Annotated in this window: 31 protein-coding genes and 1 other annotated feature; all 31 genes read left to right on the forward strand. The window is 42.7% G+C overall.

What is annotated here, in order from left to right; translation table 11 throughout:
* On the forward strand, positions 1-420 hold the full coding sequence (locus IQ283_RS11255) for a Mini-ribonuclease 3 (protein WP_194220277.1): 420 nt from the start codon (positions 1-3) through the stop codon (positions 418-420).
* Positions 413-1,159 carry a 23S rRNA (guanosine(2251)-2'-O)-methyltransferase RlmB gene (rlmB, locus tag IQ283_RS11260; RefSeq protein WP_194220278.1) on the forward strand — a complete coding sequence of 249 codons (747 nt, stop codon included), beginning with the start codon at positions 413-415 and terminating at the stop codon, positions 1,157-1,159. Before IQ283_RS11255 ends, rlmB begins: the two co-directional genes overlap by 8 nt.
* Positions 1,160-1,162: 3 nt before the next feature.
* Positions 1,163-1,672 carry an NYN domain-containing protein gene (locus IQ283_RS11265; protein ID WP_194220279.1) on the forward strand — a complete coding sequence of 170 codons (510 nt, stop codon included), beginning with the start codon at positions 1,163-1,165 and terminating at the stop codon, positions 1,670-1,672.
* Between the two features lie 115 nt (positions 1,673-1,787).
* Positions 1,788-2,438, forward strand: a complete 651-nt coding sequence (gene sigH / locus IQ283_RS11270; protein WP_194220319.1) for an RNA polymerase sporulation sigma factor SigH — start codon at positions 1,788-1,790, stop codon at positions 2,436-2,438.
* Between the two features lie 259 nt (positions 2,439-2,697).
* Positions 2,698-2,847 (forward strand): 50S ribosomal protein L33, encoded by a 150-nt coding sequence (gene rpmG, locus IQ283_RS11275; RefSeq protein WP_194220280.1) that lies wholly within the window; start codon positions 2,698-2,700, stop codon positions 2,845-2,847.
* A 91-nt stretch (positions 2,848-2,938) separates the two neighbouring features.
* Positions 2,939-3,133 carry a preprotein translocase subunit SecE gene (secE, locus tag IQ283_RS11280; protein WP_098445961.1) on the forward strand — a complete coding sequence of 65 codons (195 nt, stop codon included), beginning with the start codon at positions 2,939-2,941 and terminating at the stop codon, positions 3,131-3,133.
* A 78-nt stretch (positions 3,134-3,211) separates the two neighbouring features.
* Entirely contained in the window at positions 3,212-3,745 is a 534-nt protein-coding gene (gene nusG / locus IQ283_RS11285; protein ID WP_194220281.1) for a transcription termination/antitermination protein NusG, read from the forward strand.
* A 148-nt stretch (positions 3,746-3,893) separates the two neighbouring features.
* Positions 3,894-4,319 (forward strand): 50S ribosomal protein L11, encoded by a 426-nt coding sequence (rplK, locus tag IQ283_RS11290; protein WP_048313309.1) that lies wholly within the window; start codon positions 3,894-3,896, stop codon positions 4,317-4,319.
* 139 nt (positions 4,320-4,458) lie between these two features.
* Positions 4,459-5,151, forward strand: a complete 693-nt coding sequence (gene rplA, locus IQ283_RS11295; protein ID WP_194220282.1) for a 50S ribosomal protein L1 — start codon at positions 4,459-4,461, stop codon at positions 5,149-5,151.
* A gap of 58 nt (positions 5,152-5,209) precedes the next feature.
* Positions 5,210-5,345: a sequence feature (ribosomal protein L10 leader region), on the forward strand.
* A 44-nt stretch (positions 5,346-5,389) separates the two neighbouring features.
* The gene (gene rplJ, locus IQ283_RS11300) at positions 5,390-5,890 is read left to right on the forward strand and encodes a 50S ribosomal protein L10 (RefSeq protein WP_160921565.1); all 501 of its coding nucleotides are present in this window, start codon (positions 5,390-5,392) and stop codon (positions 5,888-5,890) included.
* Positions 5,891-5,944: 54 nt separating this feature from the next.
* On the forward strand, positions 5,945-6,307 hold the full coding sequence (rplL, locus tag IQ283_RS11305) for a 50S ribosomal protein L7/L12 (RefSeq protein WP_194220283.1): 363 nt from the start codon (positions 5,945-5,947) through the stop codon (positions 6,305-6,307).
* Between the two features lie 117 nt (positions 6,308-6,424).
* Positions 6,425-7,024: a class I SAM-dependent methyltransferase gene (locus IQ283_RS11310; protein WP_194220284.1), complete on the forward strand. Its 600-nt coding sequence runs from the start codon at positions 6,425-6,427 to the stop codon at positions 7,022-7,024.
* A gap of 262 nt (positions 7,025-7,286) precedes the next feature.
* Complete coding sequence (gene rpoB / locus IQ283_RS11315) at positions 7,287-10,829, forward strand: DNA-directed RNA polymerase subunit beta (protein WP_194220285.1); 3,543 nt, start codon at positions 7,287-7,289, stop codon at positions 10,827-10,829.
* Positions 10,830-10,864: 35 nt separating this feature from the next.
* Positions 10,865-14,485 (forward strand): DNA-directed RNA polymerase subunit beta', encoded by a 3,621-nt coding sequence (gene rpoC, locus IQ283_RS11320; protein WP_194220286.1) that lies wholly within the window; start codon positions 10,865-10,867, stop codon positions 14,483-14,485.
* Between the two features lie 86 nt (positions 14,486-14,571).
* Positions 14,572-14,820, forward strand: coding sequence for a 50S ribosomal protein L7ae-like protein (locus IQ283_RS11325; protein WP_194220287.1), 249 nt, complete (start codon positions 14,572-14,574; stop codon positions 14,818-14,820).
* Positions 14,821-14,932: 112 nt separating this feature from the next.
* Positions 14,933-15,355 carry a 30S ribosomal protein S12 gene (gene rpsL / locus IQ283_RS11330; RefSeq protein WP_194220288.1) on the forward strand — a complete coding sequence of 141 codons (423 nt, stop codon included), beginning with the start codon at positions 14,933-14,935 and terminating at the stop codon, positions 15,353-15,355.
* Positions 15,356-15,394: 39 nt separating this feature from the next.
* Positions 15,395-15,865 carry a 30S ribosomal protein S7 gene (gene rpsG, locus IQ283_RS11335; protein ID WP_194220289.1) on the forward strand — a complete coding sequence of 157 codons (471 nt, stop codon included), beginning with the start codon at positions 15,395-15,397 and terminating at the stop codon, positions 15,863-15,865.
* A 46-nt stretch (positions 15,866-15,911) separates the two neighbouring features.
* A complete protein-coding gene (gene fusA, locus IQ283_RS11340) occupies positions 15,912-17,990 on the forward strand; it encodes an elongation factor G (RefSeq protein ID WP_194220290.1) in 2,079 nt (692 codons plus the stop codon).
* 106 nt (positions 17,991-18,096) lie between these two features.
* Complete coding sequence (gene tuf, locus IQ283_RS11345) at positions 18,097-19,287, forward strand: elongation factor Tu (protein WP_194220291.1); 1,191 nt, start codon at positions 18,097-18,099, stop codon at positions 19,285-19,287.
* Between the two features lie 376 nt (positions 19,288-19,663).
* Positions 19,664-19,972, forward strand: a complete 309-nt coding sequence (gene rpsJ, locus IQ283_RS11350) for a 30S ribosomal protein S10 (RefSeq protein ID WP_098445973.1) — start codon at positions 19,664-19,666, stop codon at positions 19,970-19,972.
* A gap of 46 nt (positions 19,973-20,018) precedes the next feature.
* Positions 20,019-20,654, forward strand: a complete 636-nt coding sequence (gene rplC / locus IQ283_RS11355) for a 50S ribosomal protein L3 (protein WP_194220292.1) — start codon at positions 20,019-20,021, stop codon at positions 20,652-20,654.
* Positions 20,655-20,671: 17 nt separating this feature from the next.
* Positions 20,672-21,295, forward strand: a complete 624-nt coding sequence (rplD, locus tag IQ283_RS11360) for a 50S ribosomal protein L4 (RefSeq protein ID WP_194220293.1) — start codon at positions 20,672-20,674, stop codon at positions 21,293-21,295.
* The gene (rplW, locus tag IQ283_RS11365; protein WP_194220294.1) at positions 21,295-21,579 is read left to right on the forward strand and encodes a 50S ribosomal protein L23; all 285 of its coding nucleotides are present in this window, start codon (positions 21,295-21,297) and stop codon (positions 21,577-21,579) included. The genes rplD and rplW overlap by 1 nt, the downstream gene beginning before the upstream one ends.
* Positions 21,580-21,607: 28 nt before the next feature.
* The gene (gene rplB / locus IQ283_RS11370; RefSeq protein ID WP_194220295.1) at positions 21,608-22,438 is read left to right on the forward strand and encodes a 50S ribosomal protein L2; all 831 of its coding nucleotides are present in this window, start codon (positions 21,608-21,610) and stop codon (positions 22,436-22,438) included.
* Between the two features lie 58 nt (positions 22,439-22,496).
* The gene (gene rpsS, locus IQ283_RS11375) at positions 22,497-22,775 is read left to right on the forward strand and encodes a 30S ribosomal protein S19 (RefSeq protein ID WP_048313326.1); all 279 of its coding nucleotides are present in this window, start codon (positions 22,497-22,499) and stop codon (positions 22,773-22,775) included.
* Positions 22,776-22,795: 20 nt separating this feature from the next.
* Complete coding sequence (rplV, locus tag IQ283_RS11380; protein ID WP_048313327.1) at positions 22,796-23,137, forward strand: 50S ribosomal protein L22; 342 nt, start codon at positions 22,796-22,798, stop codon at positions 23,135-23,137.
* A gap of 3 nt (positions 23,138-23,140) precedes the next feature.
* On the forward strand, positions 23,141-23,800 hold the full coding sequence (rpsC, locus tag IQ283_RS11385; protein ID WP_098445978.1) for a 30S ribosomal protein S3: 660 nt from the start codon (positions 23,141-23,143) through the stop codon (positions 23,798-23,800).
* A gap of 3 nt (positions 23,801-23,803) precedes the next feature.
* Positions 23,804-24,238, forward strand: a complete 435-nt coding sequence (gene rplP, locus IQ283_RS11390; RefSeq protein WP_048313329.1) for a 50S ribosomal protein L16 — start codon at positions 23,804-23,806, stop codon at positions 24,236-24,238.
* A complete protein-coding gene (gene rpmC, locus IQ283_RS11395; RefSeq protein WP_048313330.1) occupies positions 24,228-24,431 on the forward strand; it encodes a 50S ribosomal protein L29 in 204 nt (67 codons plus the stop codon). The genes rplP and rpmC overlap by 11 nt, the downstream gene beginning before the upstream one ends.
* A gap of 20 nt (positions 24,432-24,451) precedes the next feature.
* A complete protein-coding gene (gene rpsQ, locus IQ283_RS11400; protein ID WP_194220296.1) occupies positions 24,452-24,715 on the forward strand; it encodes a 30S ribosomal protein S17 in 264 nt (87 codons plus the stop codon).
* Between the two features lie 45 nt (positions 24,716-24,760).
* Positions 24,761-25,129, forward strand: a complete 369-nt coding sequence (gene rplN / locus IQ283_RS11405) for a 50S ribosomal protein L14 (RefSeq protein WP_098445980.1) — start codon at positions 24,761-24,763, stop codon at positions 25,127-25,129.
* The last annotated feature ends 28 nt before the right edge of the window (positions 25,130-25,157 follow it).

Below are 25,157 nucleotides of genomic sequence, written 5' to 3' on the forward strand. Positions count from 1 at the left end.
ATGAAGGAAATCGATGCAAAACAACTTAATTCACTTGCACTTGCTTATATGGGAGATTCGGTTATTGAAATTAACGTTCGGAAGCGGCTGCTTTCACTTGGTCACATTCGACCTAATCAGCTGCACCGAACAGCAACGACGTATGTTTCTGCAAAAGCACAGGCAGCGTTCCTGCACCATGTTTTAAACAAAGAATGGCTGACAGAGGAAGAAGCTGGTGTTGTGCGCCGAGGAAGAAATGCTAAATCGGGAACTGTCCCAAAGAATACGAGCGTAAGTACGTACAAATATTCAACAGCTCTTGAAGCTTTGTTTGGGTACCATCATTTAAAGGGAAATGAAGAGAGAGTAAATGAATTGTTACAAAAGCTTTATGAATTCGTAGAACAACCGAAGAAAGAAGTGAAGTCAGATGGATAAAGAATTTATTGTAGGACGAAATTCGGTTCTTGAAGCATTACGATCAGGACACGAAATCAATAAAATTTGGATAAATGAAGGGTCTCAAAAAGGCCCTCTTCAAAACTTGATACAAAAAGCAAAGGAACAAAATGTACTCGTACAGTTCGTGCCGAAACGAAAGCTAGAACAACTTTCCGGGGAAAGTAACCATCAAGGTGTTGTCGCTTCAATTGCGGCTTATGAATATGCTGATATTGAGGATTTATTTAAGAAAGCAGAAGATTCTGGGAAGCCACCGTTTTTCCTTATTCTTGATGAAATTGAAGATCCACATAATCTAGGATCTATATTAAGAACAGCGGATTCTGCAGGAGCTCATGGAGTTATTATTCCAAAAAGAAGAGCGGTTGGTTTAACTTCTACCGTTGCCAAATCTTCTACAGGAGCGATTGAGTATATCCCGGTTGCGCGAGTAACGAACCTTGCTAGAACGATGGATGAGTTGAAAGACCGCGGCTTGTGGTTTGTGGGCACTGATGCAACCGGTGGCCAGGACTATCGCCAGGCAGACTATGATATGGGGATCGGACTTGTCATCGGAAGTGAAGGTAAAGGAATGGGACGTCTTATTAAGGATAAATGTGATTTCTTAGTAAGTCTTCCAATGGCCGGAAAAGTAACCTCTCTCAACGCTTCAGTTGCTGCAGGGTTAATGATGTATGAGGTTTACCGACAACGTCATCCTTTGGGGGAGTAAATAATGGACGTGCTGTTAGTTGATGGCTATAACATTATTGGTGCATGGCCAGAATTACGAACACTTAAAGAGAGGGATTTCAGTAAAGCACGTGAGCTTCTAATTGAAAAAATGGCCGAATATCAAGCTTATACCGGGTATCAGGTGATCGTCGTTTTTGACGCTCACCTCTCTCATGGGATTGAAAAACGTCATAGCCAGTACAGAATTGATGTTATTTATACGAGAGAAAATGAGACAGCAGATGAGCGGATTGAGAAAATGGCGAGGGAACTGAAGGGTATAAGAACGCAAATACATGTGGCAACGTCAGATTTTACAGAGCAGTGGGCTATCTTTGGACAAGGTGCACTTAGGAAATCTGCGCGTGAACTTTACAACGAAATGCAAGGAATCGAAAAAGGAATTGAAAAAAGCGTAAATACTGAAAATCGACGCAATCGTTCTGGTGGCCTGCATTTATCAGAAGAAATTAGCGAAATATTTGAAAAATGGCGAAGAGGCGGTAAATAGGCGGTTGACGATTTTTCGACACGTACTGTATAATATTTCTATATAGCGTACTGGTCGGGGGGAACGCATATTGAGTACAGTAGACCTCAAAGAAAGCACGGTAAATCAAGAACAACTGTCAGTAGACCAAAGACACCTGGAACACGTAGCATTCGATCAACTTGATGATGAAATGCTCGTCATCATGGTTCATGAAGGTCACAGTAGAGCGTTGGAACATTTGATTACGAAGTACAAAAATTTCGTACGCGCTAAGGCGAGGTCGTATTTTCTCATTGGAGCAGACCGAGAAGATATCATCCAAGAAGGGATGATCGGTCTCTACAAAGCCATTCGTGATTTTAGAGGAGACAAGTTCTCATCTTTTAAAGCGTTTGCCGAATTATGCATCACCCGGCAGATGATTACAGCTATCAAAACCGCAACAAGACAGAAGCATATTCCGCTTAATTCTTACGTATCGCTTGATAAGCCAATTTACGATGAAGAGTCTGATCGTACGCTTCTTGACGTTATATGCGGCACAAAAGTAACTGATCCTGAGGAACTAATTATTAATCAGGAAGAATTTGATGACATCGAACTTAAAATGTCAGAAATTTTGAGCGATTTAGAGAGAAAGGTGCTAATGCTCTATCTCGATGGACGTTCATACCAAGAAATTTCGGTTGATCTAAACCGTCACGTCAAGTCAATTGATAACGCATTGCAACGAGTGAAGCGCAAGTTAGAGCGTTATCTCGAACTACGTGAAGTCAGCCTATAATATGGACAAACCTATGATGGGTAGGGAAAAGAACAGGGGCGAGTTCCCTGTTCTTTTCTTATGAGTACCTATCCGACGCTTTATTGACATGCTGAAACACGCTGTGATAAAGTGATAAAAGTAAGAATGTCAATTTTTTGTTAGGTTTGTAAGAACGTCACAGGGTAGCTGAACGTTTTTTTATTTTGCTCTTTTTTGAAATGAGATAGCTTATATAAATTACAAACTTCACTACTGCGCGGCTTAGGAAGGTGTCATTATGCGAAAAAAGGCAGTACTAGCATGTGTTCAATGCAATAGCCGAAACTATACAACTATGAAAAACTCACAGACGAGCCCGGCCCGCATGGAAGTTAAGAAGTATTGCAAATACTGCGATGTTCATACTGTCCATCGTGAAACAAAGTAATGCCTCGAAGGGTGTTTGCTTCTTGAGGCAAACCTTATCAAAATAGATTCTCGGGGGAGTTTTCCACCAGATTAATTGGGGGTAACAAGTAATGGCAAGTATTGTTCAACGTTCTGGTAAGTTCTTTCGTAATGTCGCAAGTGAAATGAAGCGGGTAAGTTGGCCAACGCGTAAGGAATTAACACGCTATACGATTGTAACTGTTACAACGGTTATTTTTATAGCTGTTTTCTTCGCATTGATTGACCAGGGTATTTCCTCGATAATCCGCCTCATTTTAGGATAATTCGTTATAAATTTTCATTCAGAAGGTTAGAATGAGAGAGTAAATGAGCTGGGGAGGGAAGGACGCAGTCCTGCAAATATGGAAAAAAGATGGTATGTTGTTCATACGTACTCGGGGTATGAAAACAAAGTAAAAACCAACCTTGAGAAAAGGGTTGAGACAATGGGCATGACGGATAAGATCTTTCGTGTTCTCGTCCCGGTAGAAGAAGAAACAGAAGAGAAGAACGGCAAGAAAAAGACAGTTATGAAAAAAGTCTTTCCTGGCTATGTTATTACAGAAATGGTCATGACAGATGATTCATGGTATGTCGTTCGGAATACACCAGGTGTTACTGGATTCGTAGGGTCTAGTGGTGCTGGGTCTAAACCGACTGCATTGCTTCCGGAAGAAGTGGAATCACTTCTTAAGCAAATGGGTATGGAGCAACCAAAAGTAGATGTAGACTTTGAACTTAAAGAGAAAGTTAAAGTAAAAGAAGGTCCATTTGCTGATTTCGTAGGTTCTGTTGAAGGGATCGATACGGACAAAGGAAAGGTCAAAGTGCACGTGAATATGTTCGGCAGAGAAACGCCTGTTGAACTTAATTTCGGACAAGTTGAGAAGTTCTAATTGAAAAGTCCTTGCTTAACTTTTCGATTAATGATAGAATTTTAATGTTTCATGAGTCTCATACTAATCGAGACATTCAATTGATATATAAGGTGGGAGGGTGTAAAACACCCAAATACCACATCACGGACTTAAGGAGGTGTGTCGCGTGGCTAAAAAGGTAATCAAGGTTGTTAAATTGCAAATCCCGGCTGGGAAGGCGAATCCTGCACCGCCAGTAGGACCTGCACTAGGTCAAGCTGGAGTTAACATTATGGGATTCTGTAAAGAGTTTAATGCTCGTACTTCTGACCAGGCTGGTATGATCATTCCAGTAGAAATTACGGTTTTTGAAGACCGTTCATTTACATTTATCACTAAAACTCCACCAGCTGCAGTTCTTCTTAAGAAAGCAGCAGGTATCGAGTCAGGTTCTGGTGAACCAAACCGCAACAAAGTTGCGACTGTGAAGCGTGATAAAGTGCGTGAAATCGCTGAAACAAAAATGCCAGACCTTAACGCAGCGAATGTTGATTCTGCAATGCGTATGGTTGAAGGTACTGCACGTAGCATGGGAATTACGATCGAAGATTAATGTTACACAAGCCGTTGCGATTAAAAGGGATTCCTGCCTGTGTTATACAGGTTCGCAACTTTTATTATGATGTCGACATTTTGGCGTCATAAATAGTGGGAGGTTAATCCGCTAAACCACATTCAAGGAGGAACACAAAATGGCAAAAAGAGGTAAGAGATACCAGGAGGCTGCCAAGCTAGTTGAACGTACAACTTTCTATGAGCCTCAAGAAGCAGTTGAACTTGTGAAAAAGACATCTGTAGGAAACTTTGATGGAACAGTTGAAGCAGCAGTTCGTCTTGGGGTAGACCCTAAGAAAAACGACCAGCAGGTTCGTGGCGCGGTTGTACTTCCAAACGGAACTGGTAAAACACAACGCGTTCTTGTTTTCGCTAAAGGTGAAAAGGCTAAAGAAGCTGAAGCAGCTGGCGCTGACTATGTAGGAGAAGCAGACTATATCGCTAAAATCAACGAAGGTTGGTTTGAGTTTGACGTAATCGTTGCAACTCCAGACATGATGGGCGAAGTTGGTAAACTAGGTCGTGTACTTGGACCAAAAGGTTTAATGCCGAACCCGAAAACTGGAACAGTAACGTTCGACGTTGAAAAAGCTGTTAACGAAATCAAAGCTGGTAAAGTAGAGTACCGCGTTGATCGTGCTGGTAACGTCCATGCACCGATCGGTAAAGTATCTTTCGAAGCTGACAAGCTTGTTGAAAACTTAAACACACTTGTAGAAACACTTGTGAAAGTTAAGCCAGCAGCAGCTAAAGGTACGTACCTTAAAAACATTTCGGTTACATCTACAATGGGACCTGGTGTTAAAGTTAACGCATCAACTTACCGCTAATTAAATTAGCTGTTGACATTTGCGTAGCTATTAAATATACTTGTAAATGTTGTTTGATAAATTAATACTTTCTGTACCGTAGACAGCAGGGGTGTTCTTGCACTTAATATCCTGCCGAGGTGTGAAGTGATTCGATACGTATGTAATCGTAAAGCCTTCATGTCTTCGGATGTGAAGGCTTTTTATATGACCTCATATTCCAGGGCGGTATAGATACATTTCTTTAGGAGGTGGAACTATGAGCAGTATAGTTGAACAGAAGAAGCAACTAGTTACGGAAATTGCAGACAAACTACGTGATAGCCAATCAACAATTTTTGTTGATTATCGCGGACTTGATGTTTCTGAAGTAACTGAGCTTCGTAAGCAATTGCGTGATGCAAACGTTGAGTTCCGTGTTTACAAGAACACAATGACTCGTCGCGCGGCAGAAGAGCTTGAACTTACTGATTTGAATGAACACCTTGTCGGACCTACGGCAATCGCGTTCAGCAATGAAGATGTTGTTGCTCCTGCTAAAATTTTGAACAACTTCGCTAAGAATCACGAAGCTCTTGAAATCAAGACTGGCGTAATCGAAGGCGGCGTTGTATCAGTAGAAAAGATCAAAGAACTTGCGGACCTACCAAACCGCGATGGACTACTTTCTATGTTGCTATCTGTGCTTCAAGCACCTATGCGCAATATGGCACTTGCTACAAAAGCTGTGGCTGATCAAAAGGAAGAACAAGGCGCGTAAATACACGGCCTATCAATTGGTATAAATAAAACAAAAATTAAGGAGGATTTACTCATGGGTAACGAGCAAATCATTGAAGCAATCAAAGAAATGACAGTTCTTGAGCTTAACGACCTAGTTAAAGCAATCGAAGAAGAATTTGGTGTAACTGCAGCAGCTCCAGTAGCAGCAGCAGGTGGCGCAGCAGAAGGTGCTGCTGAAGAGCAATCTGAATTTGACGTAGTTCTTGAAAGTGCTGGAAGCAGCAAAATCAAGGTCATCAAAGTTGTTCGCGAAATCACTGGTCTTGGCTTGAAAGAAGCTAAAGAACTAGTTGATGGCGCACCAAGCCCGATTAAAGAAGGCATTGCTAAAGAAGAAGCTGAAGAGCTTAAAGGCAAGCTTGAAGAAGTTGGCGCAGTAGTAGAAGTTAAGTAGTCGTTTGAAACAAAAGCTCGCTTTTAAAAGCGAGCTTTTTGTTATTTGACGCTAATATTTTTTGGTTTGGTTATAGGGGTTAGGTTTATAGAAATGACGTTGAAAAGAGGGAAAGCAATGGGTGAACATTATTATACGAAGAATCCGGGTGTGAAAAGCAGTCCGAACAAAATTGATGCGGATTTACGGGGAAGTAAATTTCAATTCACGACTGATTCTGGTGTTTTTTCAAAGAAGGAAATCGATTTTGGGAGTAAACTTCTAATCGAATCATTTGAAGAACCTGAACTTGAAGGGGATATTGTTGATGTTGGATGTGGCTATGGCCCGATCGGCATTTCACTCGCTTCTGAATTTTCAAATCGTTATTTTTATATGCTAGACATAAATGAACGCGCAACAGAGCTTGCGATGAGCAATGCCATTAAGAATCGCGTTCATAATTTGAGCGTTATGGCAAGTGATCAGTTGAATGCCGTAAAAGATAAAACGTTCGCGTCTGTCCTTACGAACCCTCCTATACGTGCAGGTAAACAAGTTGTTCATGGAATTCTTGAAGAGGCCTATGACATCTTAAAAAAAGGTGGGACGCTTTGGGTAGTAATCCAAAAGAAGCAAGGGGCTCCATCTGCAATAACCAGACTCGAAGAAATGTTTGAGCATGTTGAAACCGTCGTGAAAAAGAAAGGATACTATATTCTTAAAGCAGTCAAGTAAAATATGAAAATATCCTTTGACTTCATGGATGGCCTATGCTAATATAATATAATGCCAATGATGGATTTTCCAGGCCTTTTTCACATTCGTGTGCAAAGAGGTATAAAATGCCGTCGTCTGGAAAAACTAATATAATCGCTTATAGTTAAGGGGAATTTTTATCAATGCCCTTTTTCTTTTTTTGTCCAACGATAGATTCTTTTTAAAACAGAATATCATTGGGCTAAGAAAATAAATACGCTGGATTTGAGGGGTGAATCATTTGACAGGCCAACTAGTTCAGTATGGACGCCACCGCCAAAGAAGAAGCTACGCGCGAATCAAAGAAGTGTTGGATTTGCCAAATCTAATTGAGATTCAAACGGCTTCTTATCAATGGTTTCTTGATGAGGGTTTACGAGAAATGTTCCAGGATATTTCTCCAATCGAAGATTTCACTGGTAATCTTGTGCTGGAATTTATTGATTACAGCCTCGGTGAACCTAAGTATCCCGTGGAAGAAACCAAAGAGCGAGATGTGACCTATTCTGCGCCTTTACGTGTGAAAGTACGCTTGATCAATAAAGAAACAGGCGAAGTAAAGGAACAGGAAGTGTTCATGGGTGACTTCCCATTAATGACTGAAACAGGTACGTTTATTATTAATGGGGCAGAACGCGTAATCGTATCTCAGCTCGTGCGTTCTCCAAGTGTCTACTATAGTGAAAAGATCGATAAGAACGGCAAAAAAGGATATACAGCTACTGTCATTCCAAACCGAGGAGCATGGCTGGAATTTGAAACTGATGCCAAAGATATTGTCTATGTACGAATTGATCGTACTAGAAAGCTACCAATTACGGTGCTGCTCAGAGCGTTAGGGTTTGGGTCTGATCAAGAAATCATAGATCTCCTAGGTGAAGATGAGTATCTTCGCAATACCCTGGAAAAAGACAACACGGACGGCACGGAAAAAGCGCTTCTAGAAATCTACGAACGCTTACGTCCTGGCGAGCCTCCGACTGTCGATAACGCCAAAAGCTTACTTGATTCTCGCTTTTTTGATCCAAAGCGTTATGATCTTGCGAACGTAGGACGTTACAAGATTAACAAGAAGCTTCATATTAAAAACCGTCTATTCAATCAACGTCTTGCGGAAACGCTTGTTGATCCTGAAACAGGCGAAGTGATTGCAGAAGAAGGCGCGATCCTTGATCGTCGTCTACTTGACAGAATCCTTCCTGCTCTAGAGACTAACGTTGGATTTAAAGACGTTGAGCCTCACGGTGGAGTAATTGAAGATGAGTCTATCGGTCTGCAATCCATTAAGGTGTACGCACCTGATGATCCAGAAGGGGAAAGAGTCATTAATGTAATTGGTAATGGTGGAGTTGAAACAGGCGTGAAGAATATCACACCTGGCGACATCATTTCTTCTATTAACTATTTCTTTAACCTTCTACATCAAGTAGGTAACACAGATGACATTGATCACCTTGGTAACCGTCGTCTTCGTTCTGTAGGTGAACTACTTCAGAACCAATTCCGTATCGGTTTATCTCGTATGGAACGTGTCGTTCGTGAACGTATGTCTATTCAGGATACGAACGTTATTACGCCTCAGGCGCTTATCAACATTCGTCCTGTTATCGCTTCTATTAAAGAATTCTTTGGTAGCTCTCAGTTGTCCCAGTTTATGGATCAGACAAACCCGCTAGCTGAGTTAACTCACAAGCGTCGTTTATCTGCTCTAGGACCTGGTGGTTTAACACGTGAGCGTGCTGGCTTTGAAGTTCGTGACGTACATTACTCCCACTATGGCAGAATGTGTCCGATCGAAACGCCAGAGGGACCAAACATCGGACTTATTAACTCATTGTCTTCTTATGCGAGAGTTAATAAATTTGGCTTCATTGAAACGCCATACCGCAGAGTAGATCCTGAAACAGGCAAAGTGACGGAGTTTATTGACTACCTAACTGCTGATGAACAGGATAATTACGTTGTGGCACAGGCAAATGCAAAGCTACACGATGATGGTTCATTCCAAGATGAAGATATTGTTGCTCGTTTCCGTAGCGAAAACATTATCATCGCTCGTGAAAAAATTGATTACATGGACGTATCACCGAAACAGGTAGTTTCGGCCGCAACGGCTTGTATTCCGTTCCTTGAGAACGATGACTCCAACCGTGCGCTTATGGGTGCGAACATGCAGCGTCAAGCTGTACCTTTGATGGTTCCTGAAGCACCAATTGTCGGAACAGGTATGGAGCATGTTAACGGAAAAGATTCCGGTGCTGCTGTTATTTGTAAGCATGACGGTCTTGTCGAGTTTGCATCTGCTGCAGAAATTCATGTTCGTCGTATCTCCGTCATTGATGGACAGGAAGTAAAAGGCGATCTTGATCGTTACAAATTGCTTAAATTCATTCGTTCCAACCAGGGAACGTGCTATAACCAAAAGCCTATTGTTGTTGAAGGCGATCGCGTTGTAAAAGGAGAAATCCTTGGCGACGGACCTTCAATGGAAAAAGGTGAAATGGCCCTTGGGCGTAACGTCCTAGTCGGATTTATGACATGGGAAGGTTACAACTATGAGGATGCTATTATTATGAGCGAACGTCTTGTAAAAGATGACGTTTATACCTCAATTCACATCGAAGAGTACGAATCAGAAGCTCGCGATACAAAGTTAGGACCTGAAGAAATTACTCGTGACATTCCGAACGTTGGGGAAGACGCATTGCGTAACCTTGATGAACGCGGAATTATTCGCATGGGTGCTGAAGTGAAAGACGGAGATATCCTCGTTGGTAAAGTTACTCCTAAAGGTGTAACAGAGCTAACTGCTGAAGAACGTCTACTTCATGCAATCTTTGGAGAAAAAGCTCGTGAAGTTCGTGATACTTCTCTACGTGTACCACACGGCGGAGATGGTATTGTACTTGATGTGAAGATCTTTAACCGTGAAGACGGCGATGAGCTTCCTCCGGGAGTAAATCAACTTGTTCGTGTTTATATTGTGCAGAAGCGTAAGATTCATGAAGGAGATAAAATGGCGGGACGTCATGGTAACAAAGGTGTAATCTCTAGGATTCTTCCTGAAGAAGATATGCCATACTTGCCAGATGGAACTCCGATCGATATCATGTTGAACCCTCTAGGTGTTCCTTCTCGTATGAACATTGGACAGGTACTAGAGTTGCATATCGGTATGGCTGCACGTGCACTTGGAATTCACGTAGCAACACCGGTATTTGATGGAGCTCGTGAAGAAGACGTATGGGAAACACTAGAAGAAGCAGGAATGCCACGTGATGGTAAAACTGTTCTTTACGATGGTCGCACAGGCGAACCATTTGACAACCGCATTTCTGTCGGTGTCATGTATATGATCAAACTTGCTCACATGGTCGATGACAAGCTTCACGCACGTTCTACTGGACCATATTCACTTGTTACGCAGCAACCGCTTGGTGGTAAAGCACAATTCGGTGGACAGCGTTTCGGTGAGATGGAAGTATGGGCACTCGAAGCATATGGTGCTGCATATACCCTTCAAGAGATTTTGACTGTGAAGTCGGATGATGTTGTTGGACGTGTTAAGACTTACGAAGCAATCGTAAAAGGCGAAAATGTTCCTGAGCCTGGTATTCCAGAATCGTTTAAAGTTCTAATCAAAGAATTGCAGTCGCTTGGTATGGATGTCAAAATGCTAGCAAGTGATGAGCAAGAAATTGAAATGAAAGAGTTAGACGATGAAGAAGACCAATCCAGTGAGAAATTAAACTTGAATGTTGGGTCAAATCAGGCGAGTGAGTAAGGGTTAAACCTGAATTCTAAAGGGAGGTAGGCCCCTTGATAGATGTCAATAAATTTGAGTATATGAAAATCGGTCTGGCGTCACCGGCTAAAATCCGCTCTTGGTCAAGAGGAGAAGTTAAGAAGCCAGAAACCATTAACTACCGTACCTTGAAGCCAGAGAAAGATGGTCTTTTCTGTGAGCGAATCTTTGGACCCACAAAAGACTGGGAATGTCATTGTGGGAAATACAAACGTATCCGTTATAAAGGAGTCGTTTGTGATCGCTGCGGTGTTGAAGTAACACGTGCAAAAGTCCGTCGTGAGAGAATGGGGCACATCGAGCTTGCTGCTCCTGTCTCTCACATCTGGTACTTTAAAGGCATTCCAAGTCGTATGGGACTTGTTCTCGACATGTCTCCGCGTGCACTAGAAGAAGTTATTTATTTTGCTTCTTATGTTGTCACTGAAGCTGGAGACACACCGCTTGAGAAGAAACAACTTCTTTCTGAAAAAGAATACCGTGCATACCGTGAAAAGTATGGCAAAACATTCTCTGCAGAAATGGGTGCGGAAGCAATCCGCAGACTACTTTTTGATATCGACCTTGATAAAGAAGTAGATATCCTTAAAGAAGAGCTTAAAACTGCACAAGGTCAACGCAGAACTCGTGCGATTAAACGTCTTGAAGTACTTGAGGCATTTCGTGGTTCAGGAAATAACCCGTCATGGATGATCTTAGATGTTCTTCCGGTTATTCCTCCAGAGCTTCGTCCTATGGTACAGCTTGACGGCGGACGATTTGCGACATCGGATTTAAACGATCTGTATCGTCGCGTAATTAACCGCAATAATCGTTTGAAACGTTTGTTAGATCTTGGTGCTCCTAGCATTATCGTGCAGAACGAGAAGCGTATGCTTCAAGAAGCTGTCGATGCCCTTATTGATAACGGCCGTCGTGGTCGTCCAGTAACAGGTCCTGGTAACCGTCCTTTAAAATCCCTTTCTCACATGCTGAAAGGGAAGCAAGGTCGTTTCCGTCAGAATCTACTAGGTAAGCGTGTTGACTATTCAGGTCGTTCCGTTATCGTTGTAGGTCCTCACTTGAAGATGTATCAATGTGGACTTCCAAAAGAAATGGCGCTTGAATTGTTCAAACCTTTCGTAATGAAGGAGCTTGTATCAAAAGGCCTTGCGCACAACATTAAGAGTGCGAAACGTAAAGTAGAAAAAGTTCACCCTGAAGTTTGGGACGTTTTGGAAAACGTAATTAAAGAACATCCAGTTCTTCTAAACCGTGCACCAACGCTTCACAGACTTGGAATTCAGGCGTTTGAACCAATTCTAGTTGAAGGGCGCGCAATTCGTCTTCACCCACTCGTATGTACAGCTTACAATGCTGACTTCGATGGTGACCAAATGGCCGTCCACGTACCGTTATCTGCTGAAGCGCAAGCTGAAGCACGTATCTTAATGCTTGCAGCACAGAACATTCTTAACCCGAAAGATGGTAAACCAGTTGTTACACCGTCACAGGATATGGTTCTAGGTAACTACTACCTTACTATGGAACGTGAAGGAGCAATCGGTGAGGGTTCTGTTTACAAAGATACAAATGAAGCATTAATTGCATACCAGAATGGATTTGCACATCTTCATTCTCGAGTAGCAATCCCTGCTGCATCATTAAATAAATCTGCCTTTACTGAAGAGCAGAACAAGCAATTGCTTGTGACAACGGTTGGTAAGTTGATTTTTAACGAAATTCTTCCGGAGTCATTCCCATATATTAATGAACCGACGACAAATAACCTTGAAATCGCCACACCGGAAAAATACTTCCTTCCTCACGGAGTGAATGTGAAAGAAGAAATTGCTCAGCGCGAATTGATTTCACCATTTAAGAAAGGTATTCTTGGTAAGATCATCGCCGAAGTGTTTAAGCGATTCAAAGTGACTGAAACGTCTCGTATGCTTGACCGCATGAAAGATCTTGGTTTCAAATTCTCAACTAAAGCTGGTATTACCGTTGGTGTAGCTGACGTAGTGGTACTTGCTGAGAAACAAGAAATTGTTCATGAGGCTGAAGAGAAAGTCGAAAAAGTTCTTAAGCAATTCCGTCGTGGTCTTATTACCGACGACGAACGTTATGATCGTGTTATTGCGATTTGGAGTAGTGCGAAAGATCGTATCCAGGAAAAACTAATGAATCGACTCGAAAAAGACAACCCAATCTTTATGATGAGTGATTCAGGTGCCCGTGGTAACGCATCTAACTTTACTCAGCTCGCAGGTATGCGTGGATTGATGGCAAACCCATCTGGACAGATCATTGAACTTCCAATCAAATCCAGCTTCCGCGAAGGTCTAACAGTACTTGAGTACTTTATTTCAACACACGGTGCACGTAAAGGTCTTGCCGATACGGCCCTTAAAACAGCTGACTCAGGTTACCTTACTCGTCGTCTTGTTGACGTGGCACAGGATGTTATTGTTCGTGAAGACGATTGTGGTACGGATCGCGGCCTTGAAGTTAGTGCGATTAAGAATGGAAATGAATTAATCGAAGGATTGTTTGACCGTCTTGTTGGCCGTGTTGCCTTTAAGAAAGTTAGACATCCTGAGACGAACGAAGTTCTTGTTGAGAAAAACAACCTAATTACAGAAGACATCGCTACTGAAATTGTAGAAGCTGGTATTGAGAACGTCTATATCCGCTCTGCCTTTACTTGTAGCACTAGTCACGGCGTTTGTAAGAAGTGTTATGGACGTAACCTTGCAACAGGTACTCGTGTAGAAGTTGGTGAAGCAGTTGGAATCATCGCTGCTCAATCAATCGGTGAACCAGGTACACAGTTGACAATGCGTACATTCCACACAGGTGGTGTTGCCGGAGACGATATTACTCAGGGTCTTCCTCGTATCCAGGAGCTATTTGAAGCACGTAACCCTAAAGGTCAGGCTGTTGTTTCTGAACTTGATGGTAAAGTGATTGATTTGGCTGAGGTGAAAGAGAAGAAAGAGATTGTCGTTCAAGGTGAAACTGAAACAAGAAACTACCCTGTACCATACGGCGCTCGTTTGAAAATAGTTGTAGGAGATGAAGTGAAGGCTGGTCAACCTCTAACTGAAGGTTCGATTGACCCTAAACAACTTCTAACTATTAGTGGTATTGACGGCGTTCAAGAATACCTACTTGCAGAAGTGCAAAAGGTTTACCGTATGCAGGGTGTTGAAATTGGCGATAAGCACGTTGAAGTTATGGTTCGTCAGATGATGCGTAAAATTCGTGTTATTGATGCGGGCGATACTGAAGTGTTGCCAGGATCCCTTATCGATATTCACCAGTTTAAAGGTGTTAACCGTAAAGTTCTTAAACAAGGCGGCTTACCTGCAACTGGACGTCCGGTTCTTCTTGGTATTACTAAAGCATCTCTTGAAACTGAATCATTCTTATCAGCAGCATCCTTCCAGGAAACAACTCGTGTCCTAACCGATGCAGCTATCAAAGGTAAGCGTGATGAGCTACTTGGTCTTAAGGAAAATGTTATTATCGGTAAACTTGTTCCGGCAGGTACTGGTATGCAACGTTACCGTAGAATCAACGTAGCAGGTGAAGCACAAGAGGCTGAAGAGCTTTTAGAACAAGAAGAAAGTGCGTTAGTTAGTCAAGAATAAACAGGGGAAGTGTTGACATCGGAAGTACAGGGTGATATTATATCCAAGGTGCTTCCGATAATCCTGTTACTTTGGAGGATATGTTCTTGTCTTATGAAAAAGTATCACAGGCAGATGAATTAATTATCGGAACGAAACAAACTCTAAAGGCCCTCCAGATTGGAGAAGCGAAGGAAGTTTTCATCGCTGACGACGCTGATCGCAGGGTAACTTCTAAAGTTGTTGCACTCGCCGAAGAGAAAAGCATACCAGTTTACCGAGTGGATTCTATGAAGAAGCTAGGTAAGGCATGTGGAATCGAAGTAGGCGCAGCAACAGTTACGATAAAAGCATAACCGTTTTTACCAGGCTAGGCTTGACCTGCCAGGTAAAAACTTTCCTTTTATCTATACATGAACCACCTGGATGTGTGGGCTTGCTATTAACAAAAGAAGGGAGGAAAACAAAATGCCAACTATTAACCAACTTGTTCGCAAGGGACGTGTTTCTAAAACAAAGAAATCCGATTCTCCAGCATTGAACAAAGGATATAATAGCTTCAAAAAGTCTCATACTGATCTTTCATCTCCACAAAAACGTGGTGTGTGTACTCGTGTAGGTACGATGACTCCTAAGAAGCCGAACTCCGCATTGCGTAAATACGCTCGTGTTCGTCTTACTAACGGAATTGAAGTAACTGCCTATATCCCAGGTATCGGTCACAACCTTCAGGAGCACAGTGTAGTGCTAATCCGCGGAGGACGTGTTAAAGATTTACCGGGTGTACGTTACCACATTGTTCGTGGTGCGCTTGACACTGCAGGGGTTAACGATCGTAGACAAGGTCGTTCTAAATACGGTACTAAGAGACCGAAGCCAGCTAAGAAATAATAGCTATTAATTAACTAAAACATGAAAGGGGGTTAACCCATGCCACGTAAAGGTCCAGTAGAACGTCGTGACGTATTACCAGATCCAATTTACAAATCCAAGCTAGTTACTCGCCTGATCAACCGCCTTATGGTAGACGGTCAGAAAGGTAAAGCTCAACAGGTGCTATACAAAGCATTTGATCTTATTCAGGAACGCACAAACACAGAGGCTATGGAAGTATTTGACCAAGCGATGAAGAACGTTATGCCAGTACTTGAAGTACGCGCTCGTCGTGTTGGTGGTGCAAACTACCAGGTTCCAGTTGAAGTACGTCCAGATCGTCGTACAACTCTAGGTCTTCGCTATCTTGTGAACTATTCCCGTCTTCGCGGTGAAAAGACAATGGTAGAAAGACTTGCTAACGAAATTATGGATGCTGCTAACAACACAGGTGCTTCTGTTAAGAAGCGTGAAGAACAGCACAAAATGGCTGAAGCTAACAAAGCATTTGCTCACTACCGTTGGTAATCAGCACACAACCCAAATCCCTTTATAAAAGGAAGGAGAAATACTAATGGCAAGAGAATTCTCCTTAAGAGATACACGTAATATCGGTATCATGGCTCACATCGATGCTGGTAAAACAACAACTACTGAGCGTATTCTTTTCTACTCAGGGCGTATCCACAAAATCGGTGAAACTCACGAGGGTGGATCACAGATGGACTGGATGGAGCAGGAGCAGGAGCGTGGAATCACGATCACTTCTGCTGCTACCACTGCCCAGTGGAAAGACCACCGTGTTAACATCATTGACACGCCTGGTCACGTAGACTTCACAGTAGAAGTTGAACGTTCATTGCGTGTATTGGATGGAGCAGTTGCAGTACTTGATGCACAATCTGGTGTTGAACCACAAACAGAAACTGTTTGGCGTCAGGCTACTAACTACGGCGTACCGCGTATCGTATTCATTAACAAAATGGATAAACTCGGAGCAGACTTCCTATACTCCACAGGTACACTAACTGAGCGTTTACAAGCTAATGCACACCCTATTCAGCTACCAATCGGTGCTGAAGATGACTTCGAAGGAATCATTGATCTCATCACAATGGAAGCTTTCTATTATCTTGATGATCTTGGTTCACGTACAGAATCACGCGAAATTCCTGCTGAATACAAGGAACAAGCTGAAGAGTATCGCACGAAGCTTATTGAGGCTGTAGCTGAGCTTGAAGAAGACCTTATGATGAAATATCTTGAAGGTGAAGAATTGACAGTTGAAGAAATCAAAGCTGCAATCCGTAAAGGAACTTGTAACGTTGAATTCTATCCTGTACTTTGTGGTTCTGCATTTAAGAACAAAGGCGTTCAGCTTGTTCTTGATGCTGTACTTGACTACCTGCCTTCACCACTTGATGTTCCAGCAATTAAAGGTCATCTAAAAGATTCTGAAGAAGAAGTAATTCGCACAGCTGACGATAATGGTCCTTTCTCTGCACTTGCATTTAAAGTAATGACTGACCCTTACGTTGGTAAGCTTACATTCTTCCGTGTTTACTCAGGAACGCTTTCTTCCGGTTCTTATGTTAAGAACTCGACTAAAGATAAGCGCGAACGTGTAGGCCGTATTCTTCAGATGCACGCTAACTCTCGTGAAGAAATCTCAACTGTTTACGCAGGAGATATCGCAGCGGCAGTTGGTCTGAAAGATACTTCTACTGGTGACACTCTATGTGATGAAAAGGATACTGTTATCCTTGAGTCTATGGACTTCCCAGATCCAGTTATCTCAGTAGCAATCGAGCCTAAGACTAAGAGTGACCAGGATAAAATGGCTGTAGCTCTAGCTAAGCTTGCTGAAGAGGATCCAACTTTCAAAACTGAAACAAACGAAGAAACTGGCCAAACGATCATTTCTGGAATGGGTGAACTTCACCTTGATATCATCGTTGACCGTTTACGTCGTGAGTTTAAAGTAGAAGCAACTGTTGGTGCACCTCAGGTTGCTTACCGCGAATCAATCCGTAAAGCCGGTAAGGTTGAAGGTAAATTCGTACGTCAGTCCGGTGGTCGTGGACAATTCGGACACGTATGGGTTGAATTTGAACCTAACGAAGAAGGCGCTGGATTTGAATTTGAAAACAAAATTGTCGGTGGTGTTGTTCCACGTGAATATATCCCTGCAGTTGAAGCAGGACTTCGCGATTCAATGGCCAACGGTCTGCTTGCAGGCTACCCACTAATCGACGTGAAAGCTCGTCTTGTTGATGGATCTTACCATGACGTTGACTCAAACGAAATGGCATTTAAGATCGCGGCATCTATGGCTTTGAAAAAAGCTAAGACTGTTTGTGACCCTGCTCTTCTTGAGCCTATGATGAAAGTTGAAGTTGTAGTGCCAGAAGAATACTTGGGAGACATCATGGGCGATGTAACTAGCCGTCGTGGACGTGTTGAAGGTATGACTGCTCGCGGAAACGCTCAGGTTATTAACGCGTTCGTACCACTTTCAGAAATGTTTGGTTATGCAACTACGCTTCGCTCACGTACACAAGGTCGTGGTACTTATACAATGACTTTCGATCACTACGAGCAAGTACCTAAATCAATTTCTGAAGAAATCATTAAAAAAGCTACAGGCGAATAATTGTAGCAAACCAACTTTTGTTGTAATCTAAGATAGGCGAGATTGATTCACTCATACGCCTATCTTGGCATAGATAATTTCTTGGTAATCAAAGGAGGAAACACTAATGTCTAAAGAAAAATTCGACCGCTCCAAGCCCCACGTTAACGTTGGTACAGTTGGACACGTTGACCATGGTAAAACAACTCTAACAGCTGCGATCACTTCAGTGCTTCATAAGCGTTCAGGTAGCGGTACTGCTATGGCTTATGATCAAATTGATGGTGCTCCTGAAGAGCGCGAACGTGGAATTACAATCTCAACTGCACACGTTGAGTACGAAACTGAAAACCGTCACTATGCACACGTTGACTGCCCAGGTCACGCTGACTATGTTAAAAACATGATCACTGGTGCTGCACAAATGGACGGAGGAATCCTAGTAGTTTCTGCTGCTGACGGTCCAATGCCACAAACTCGTGAACACATCCTTCTTGCTCGTCAAGTTGGTGTACCAACTCTAGTTGTATTCTTGAACAAATGCGACATGGTTGACGACGAAGAACTACTTGAACTAGTTGAAATGGAAGTTCGTGATCTTCTTTCTGAATACGACTTCGATGGCGATGAAGTTCCAGTAATCAAAGGTTCTGCTCTTAAAGCTCTAGAAGGCGACGCTGACTACGAAGCTAAGATTTATGAACTTATGGACGCTGTTGATGAGTATATCCCAACTCCAACACGTGACACTGACAAGCCATTCATGATGCCAGTTGAGGACGTATTCTCAATCACTGGTCGTGGTACAGTAGCAACTGGCCGTGTTGAGCGTGGACAAATCAAAGTCGGTGACGAAGTTGAAATTCTTGGTCTTGCTGAAGAGAACAAGAAAACAACAGTTACTGGTGTTGAAATGTTCCGTAAGCTTCTTGACTATGCTGAAGCTGGTGACAACATTGGTGCACTTCTTCGTGGTGTATCCCGCGACGACATTCAGCGTGGACAAGTTCTTGTTAAGCCAGGAACTGTAAAAGCTCACACTAAGTTCCAAGCTGAAGTTTACGTTCTTTCTAAAGAAGAGGGTGGACGTCACACTCCATTCTTCGCTAACTACCGTCCTCAGTTCTACTTCCGTACAACTGACGTAACTGGTACAATCGCTCTTCCTGAAGGCGTTGAAATGGTTATGCCTGGAGACAACATCGAAATGACAGTTGAACTTATCGCTCCAATCGCAATCGAAGATGGAACTAAGTTCTCTATCCGTGAAGGTGGACGTACTGTAGGCGCAGGCGTTGTAGCAACAATCACTGAGTAATCTCATTGATTAAACAAAACACCCGGATTTTTCCGGGTGTTTTTTATTTTGAATCTATGTTAGATTAGACAAATGGGTTCGATCAGGACCATTTGAAATTACAACCGATTCATTGAATAGTCTGAAATTGCTTTTAGACCTTGCATTTTTCGGCGCAGGCCGTTATACTATCAAGAGTGTGCGATCGACATACTTTTCTAATTGAGCTTAACCTTGCATATAGGCGCTTAATTTAGTATAATAAGAATGTTGGTCATAAACAGCGATGATGTGGAAGGTTGCTGACACACCCGGCCCCTTTGCCATGGCGAGTGTGTTGGGTTTATTTTCACGGAGAACTGTCTATAACAATATGGGCGATAAAGGAGGGGAAATAATGGCAAAGCAAAAGATTCGTATTCGTTTAAAAGCATATGATCACCGTATTCTAGATCAGTCTGCTGAGAAAATTGTAGAAACAGCAAAACGTTCAGGTGCTCAAGTATCCGGACCAATCCCGTTGCCGACGGAAAAATCTGTTTACACAATTCTACGTGCTGTACACAAGTACAAAGATTCTCGTGAGCAGTTTGAAATGCGTACGCATAAGCGTCTTATCGACATCATCGAGCCTACACCACAAACGGTTGACTCGTTAATGCGTTTGGACCTACCGTCTGGCGTTGACATCGAAATTAAACTTTAATATAACGCTAAATAAATCATTTAAAAACAATTAGGAGGTGTGACGAATGACCAAAGGAATCTTAGGAAGAAAAGTAGGCATGACACAAGTTTTTGCTGACAACGGAGATATTATCCCGGTAACTGTTATTGAAGCAGAACCAAACGTTGTCCTTCAAAAGAAATTGGTTGATACAGACGGCTACGAAGCAATCCAAGTTGGTTTTGCTGACAAGAAGAAGTCTCGCTTCAACAAGCCTGAAGAAGGCCATGCTACGAAAGCTAGCACGACACCTAAGCGCTTCGTGAAAGAAATTCGTAACGCAGAAGGTAGTTACGAAATTGGTCAGGAAGTCAAGGTAGATATCTTTAACGAAGGTGACGTAGTTGATGTAACTGGTACGTCTAAAGGGAAAGGTTTCCAAGGTGCAATCAAGCGCCATAACCAATCTCGCGGACCAATGACTCACGGTTCTCGTTATCACCGTCGTCCAGGTTCAATGGGACCTATCGATCCAATGCGTGTTATGAAAGGTAAACTTCTACCTGGTCGCATGGGTGGCGAACGTGTAACTGTACAAAACCTTGAGATCGTTAAAGTTGATGTAGAACGTAACGTCATTCTAGTAAAAGGTAACGTACCTGGAGCTAAGAAGAGCTACGTAACTATTCAAAGCGCGGTTAAAGCAAAAGAAGCTAAGTAAGAAGGGAGGATATCCAAGTGCCTAAAGTAACAATGTTCAACCAAACCGGAGCACAGGTCGGCGACATCGAACTCGCTGAAGCAATCTTCGGCATCGAACCAAACGAAAGTGTTATGTATGATGCGGTTATCATGCAACAAGCATCTATGCGTCAAGGTAATCATGACGTAAAAAATCGTTCAGAAGTACGCGGTGGTGGAGCTAAACCATGGCGCCAAAAAGGAACAGGTCGTGCTCGTCAGGGCTCAATCCGTTCACCACAATGGGTTGGCGGTGGAGTAGTATTTGGTCCGACACCAAGAAGCTATTCTTATAAGCTACCTAAAAAAGTTCGCCGTTTGGCAATCCGTTCTGCTTTGTCTTCTAAAGTACAAACAGAGGATATGGTCATCGTGGACAGCATTTCTTTTGATGCTCCAAAAACAAAAGAAATGAAATCAGTACTATCAAGCTTATCTGCAGAAAACAAGGCGCTTATCGTTACAGGAGACTATAACGAAGCAGTTGCATTATCTGCACGCAATATTCCTGGTGTTACTGTTGTAACTTCAGCTGGACTTAACATCCTTGATGTCCTTAAAGCTGACAAACTAGTTATGACAAAAGACGCTGTGGAAAAAGTAGAGGAGGTGCTAGCGTAATGAACGCTCGTGATATCATCAAGCGCCCCGTTATTACAGAAGCTACTACAGACGTAATGGCAGACAAAAAGTATACTTTCGAAGTTGATACTCGTGCTAACAAAACTCAAATCAAGAGTGCTCTAGAAGAAATCTTCGGAGTTAAAGTTGCAGGAGTTAACACTCAGAACTATATGGGTAAAAAGAAACGTGTTGGCCGCCACAGCGGATTTACACCACGTCGCAAAAAAGCTATCGTGACGCTTACACCAGAAAGCAAAGAATTGGACTTCTTTGAAGGCTAAAAATTAATAGTGAAGGAGGGAAATAAGAATGGCGATTAAAAAGTATAAACCGACCACAAACGGTCGTCGTGGTATGTCAGTATCTGACTTTGCTGAAATCACAACAGACCAGCCGGAAAAATCGTTGCTTGCACCGATTCATAGAAAAGGCGGTCGTAACAACCAAGGTCGCTTGACAGTTCGTCACCAAGGTGGCGGTCACAAGCGTAAATACCGTGTTATCGACTTTAAACGAGACAAAGATGGAATACCAGGACGCGTTGCTACGATCGAATACGATCCAAACCGCTCTGCTAACATCGCTCTTATCAACTATGCTGATGGAGAGAAGCGTTACATTCTTGCTCCAAAAGGAATTAAAGTAGGAACTGAAATCATGTCTGGCGCTGAAGCTGACATTAAAGTAGGAAACGCTCTTCCACTAATCAACATTCCAGTTGGTACTACTATTCACAATATCGAACTTAAACCAGGCCGCGGCGGACAGCTTGTTCGTTCTGCTGGCGCAGAAGCTCAGCTTCTTGGTAAAGAAGGCAGATACGTACTAGTACGTCTTCGTTCTGGAGAAACTCGTATGATTCTATCTACTTGCCGCGCTACAATCGGTCAGGTTGGTAACCTTGAGCACGAGCTTATCAATATTGGTAAAGCTGGTCGTTCTCGCTGGTTGGGCATTCGTCCTACAGTTCGTGGTTCTGTAATGAACCCAGTTGATCACCCACACGGTGGTGGTGAAGGTCGTGCGCCGATCGGACGTAAATCACCAATGTCACCATGGGGCAAACCAACCCTTGGATTTAAGACACGTAAGAAAAACAAAGACTCTGACAAGTACATTGTACGACGTCGTAAAAAATAACGAGATTTTCCTACGGTTCCAAGGAGCCGTAGCATAATCTCAAAAGGGAGGTTCACAAATGGGTCGTAGTTTGAAAAAAGGACCTTTTGTCGACGATCATTTAATGAAAAAGGTCGAAGACTTAAATGAAAAGAGCGACAAAAAAGTTATCAAAACTTGGTCTCGTCGTTCAACAGTATTCCCAGAATTTATTGGACACACTTTTGCAGTTTATGATGGACGCAAGCATGTACCGGTTTATGTTACTGAAGACATGGTCGGCCACAAACTTGGTGAATTTGCTCCAACTCGCACATATCGCGGGCACGCTGCAGATGACAAAAAAACTAGACGTTAATTTGAGGGGAGGTACAACGAATGCAAGCTAAAGCTGTTGCAAAACACGTGCGTATTGCTCCTCGTAAAGCACGCTTAGTCGTAGATCTCATTCGAGGAAAGCAAGTCGGTGAAGCTATTGCGATTTTGCGCAACACAAACAAAGCTGCTTCTCCAGTAGTTGAGAAAGTGCTTAACTCTGCGATCGCTAATGCAGAGCATAATCTTGAGCTAGAACCGAACAATCTTACGGTTTCTCAAGTGTTTGTGGACGAAGGAGTAACAATGAAACGTTTCCGCCCACGCGCTATGGGTAGAGCTAGCCGCATTAACAAGCGTACTAGCCATATCACAGTCGTGGTATCAGAAAAGAAGGAGGGATAACGAGTGGGTCAGAAAATTAATCCGGTAGGACTTCGAATTGGTGTCATTCGTGATTGGGAGTCTAAATGGTACGCAGACAAAGATTACGCTAACCTTTTACACGAAGATATTAAAATTCGTGAATATATTGAAAAACGTTTGAAAGATGCATCTGTTTCAGCTGTTGAAATCGAACGTGCAGCAAACCGAGTGAATGTTACAGTGAAAACTGCTAAACCTGGTATGGTAATCGGTAAAGGTGGTTCTGAAGTTGAGTCTCTTCGTAAGTCTCTCGCGGAACTAACAGGTAAGAAAGTTCACGTTAACATTTTCGAAATCAAACAAGCTGACATCGACGCAACTCTAGTTGCTGATAACATCGCTCGTCAACTTGAAAACCGCGTTTCATTCCGTCGCGCTATGAAGCAAACAATCCAGCGTGCAATGAGATCCGGAGCAAAAGGTATTAAAACGCAAGTATCTGGCCGTCTAAACGGTGCTGATATTGCTCGTTCTGAATCATACAGTGAAGGTACTGTACCTCTTCACACACTTCGTGCTGACATCGATTATGGTACTGCAGAAGCAGATACTACTTACGGTAAGCTTGGTGTGAAGATTTGGATCTATCGTGGTGAAGTCCTTCCAACGAAAGGAACGCAAAAAGAGGAAGGGGGAAAATAAATCATGTTGTTACCTAAACGTGTTAAATACCGCAGAGAACATCGCGGAAAAATGCGCGGACGTGCTAAAGGTGGCACTGAAGTAGCATTTGGTGAATATGGTCTACAAGCTCTTGAAGCTAGCTGGATCACTAACCGTCAAATCGAAGCAGCTCGTATTGCTATGACTCGTTACATGAAACGTGGCGGTAAAGTTTGGATTAAAATTTTCCCATCAAAGCCTTACACTGCTAAACCACTTGAAGTACGAATGGGTTCCGGTAAAGGTGCTCCTGAAGGTTGGGTAGCTGTAGTAAAGCCAGGGAAAATCTGTTTTGAAATTGCAGGCGTATCTGAAGAAGTAGCGCGCGAAGCACTTCGTCTTGCTTCTCACAAATTGCCTATTAAAACTAAGTTCGTAAAACGCGAAGAAGTGGGTGGTGACACAAATGAAAGCTGAGGAAATTCGTAACTTGACCACTGCCGAAATCGAGCAGAAAGCGAAATCTTTTAAAGAAGAACTTTTCAATCTTCGCTTTCAACTTGCTACAGGTCAACTGGAAAACCCAGCCCGCATTCGTGAAGTCCGTAAATCAATCGCTCGCGCAAACACTGTTTTGCGTGAAAGAGAGTTAGGAATCACAAACGGTTAATATGAGGGGAGGTTTGCGAAATGAGCGAACGCAATAATCGCAAAGTATACACTGGGCGTGTAGTCTCTGACAAAATGGATAAGACAATTACTGTTATGGTTGAGACATACAAAATGCACCCGTTATACGGTAAACGCGTTAAGTATTCTAAGAAGTTTAAAGCACATGATGAAAACAACACTGCAAAAATCAACGACGTGGTAACTATCATGGAAACTCGTCCAGTTTCTAAAGATAAGCGTTTCCGTCTTATGGAAGTAGTTGTAGAAGCAGTTATTATCTAAATGAACTCGGATCATTGAATAATGTCCGAAGGGAGGTCTTTCTAGATGATTCAACAGGAATCTCGTTTGAAATCAGCAGACAACTCTGGTGCACGCGAATTGCTATGTATCAAAGTTCTTGGTGGCTCCGGTCGCAAAACTGCTAATATCGGTGACGTAATTGTTTGTTCGGTGAAACAGGCAACACCTGGAGGCGTTGTTAAGAAGGGTGAAGTCGTAAGAGCTGTTATTGTACGCAGTAAATCTGGCGTTCGTCGTCAAGATGGTTCATATATCAAATTTGACGAAAACGCAGCGGTTGTTATCCGTGATGACAAAGGACCGCGCGGAACACGTATTTTCGGACCAGTTGCTCGCGAACTACGCGACAATCAGTTCATGAAAATCGTTTCTCTTGCTCCAGAAGTTCTTTAATCATTTGAAAATAGATGCCTTGTAAGGA

This window comes from Pseudalkalibacillus hwajinpoensis, assembly GCF_015234585.1.
Taxonomy (GTDB): domain Bacteria; phylum Bacillota; class Bacilli; order Bacillales; family Guptibacillaceae; genus Guptibacillus; species Guptibacillus hwajinpoensis_B.

What these genes read in the sequence shown, in the direction of transcription:
- IQ283_RS11255 (WP_194220277.1), top strand. Translation starts at nt 1, where the DNA reads ATGAAGGAAATCGATGCAAAACAACTTAATTCACTTGCACTTGCTTAT.
- rlmB (WP_194220278.1), top strand. Translation starts at nt 413, where the DNA reads ATGGATAAAGAATTTATTGTAGGACGAAATTCGGTTCTTGAAGCATTA.
- IQ283_RS11265 (WP_194220279.1), top strand. Translation starts at nt 1,163, where the DNA reads ATGGACGTGCTGTTAGTTGATGGCTATAACATTATTGGTGCATGGCCA.
- rpmG (WP_194220280.1), top strand. Translation starts at nt 2,698, where the DNA reads ATGCGAAAAAAGGCAGTACTAGCATGTGTTCAATGCAATAGCCGAAAC.
- secE (WP_098445961.1), top strand. Translation starts at nt 2,939, where the DNA reads ATGGCAAGTATTGTTCAACGTTCTGGTAAGTTCTTTCGTAATGTCGCA.
- nusG (WP_194220281.1), top strand. Translation starts at nt 3,212, where the DNA reads ATGGAAAAAAGATGGTATGTTGTTCATACGTACTCGGGGTATGAAAAC.
- rplA (WP_194220282.1), top strand. Translation starts at nt 4,459, where the DNA reads ATGGCAAAAAGAGGTAAGAGATACCAGGAGGCTGCCAAGCTAGTTGAA.
- rplJ (WP_160921565.1), top strand. Translation starts at nt 5,390, where the DNA reads ATGAGCAGTATAGTTGAACAGAAGAAGCAACTAGTTACGGAAATTGCA.
- rplL (WP_194220283.1), top strand. Translation starts at nt 5,945, where the DNA reads ATGGGTAACGAGCAAATCATTGAAGCAATCAAAGAAATGACAGTTCTT.
- IQ283_RS11310 (WP_194220284.1), top strand. Translation starts at nt 6,425, where the DNA reads ATGGGTGAACATTATTATACGAAGAATCCGGGTGTGAAAAGCAGTCCG.
- rpsL (WP_194220288.1), top strand. Translation starts at nt 14,933, where the DNA reads ATGCCAACTATTAACCAACTTGTTCGCAAGGGACGTGTTTCTAAAACA.
- rpsG (WP_194220289.1), top strand. Translation starts at nt 15,395, where the DNA reads ATGCCACGTAAAGGTCCAGTAGAACGTCGTGACGTATTACCAGATCCA.
- fusA (WP_194220290.1), top strand. Translation starts at nt 15,912, where the DNA reads ATGGCAAGAGAATTCTCCTTAAGAGATACACGTAATATCGGTATCATG.
- tuf (WP_194220291.1), top strand. Translation starts at nt 18,097, where the DNA reads ATGTCTAAAGAAAAATTCGACCGCTCCAAGCCCCACGTTAACGTTGGT.
- rpsJ (WP_098445973.1), top strand. Translation starts at nt 19,664, where the DNA reads ATGGCAAAGCAAAAGATTCGTATTCGTTTAAAAGCATATGATCACCGT.
- rplC (WP_194220292.1), top strand. Translation starts at nt 20,019, where the DNA reads ATGACCAAAGGAATCTTAGGAAGAAAAGTAGGCATGACACAAGTTTTT.
- rplW (WP_194220294.1), top strand. Translation starts at nt 21,295, where the DNA reads ATGAACGCTCGTGATATCATCAAGCGCCCCGTTATTACAGAAGCTACT.
- rplB (WP_194220295.1), top strand. Translation starts at nt 21,608, where the DNA reads ATGGCGATTAAAAAGTATAAACCGACCACAAACGGTCGTCGTGGTATG.
- rpsS (WP_048313326.1), top strand. Translation starts at nt 22,497, where the DNA reads ATGGGTCGTAGTTTGAAAAAAGGACCTTTTGTCGACGATCATTTAATG.
- rplV (WP_048313327.1), top strand. Translation starts at nt 22,796, where the DNA reads ATGCAAGCTAAAGCTGTTGCAAAACACGTGCGTATTGCTCCTCGTAAA.
- rplP (WP_048313329.1), top strand. Translation starts at nt 23,804, where the DNA reads ATGTTGTTACCTAAACGTGTTAAATACCGCAGAGAACATCGCGGAAAA.
- rpmC (WP_048313330.1), top strand. Translation starts at nt 24,228, where the DNA reads ATGAAAGCTGAGGAAATTCGTAACTTGACCACTGCCGAAATCGAGCAG.
- rpsQ (WP_194220296.1), top strand. Translation starts at nt 24,452, where the DNA reads ATGAGCGAACGCAATAATCGCAAAGTATACACTGGGCGTGTAGTCTCT.
- rplN (WP_098445980.1), top strand. Translation starts at nt 24,761, where the DNA reads ATGATTCAACAGGAATCTCGTTTGAAATCAGCAGACAACTCTGGTGCA.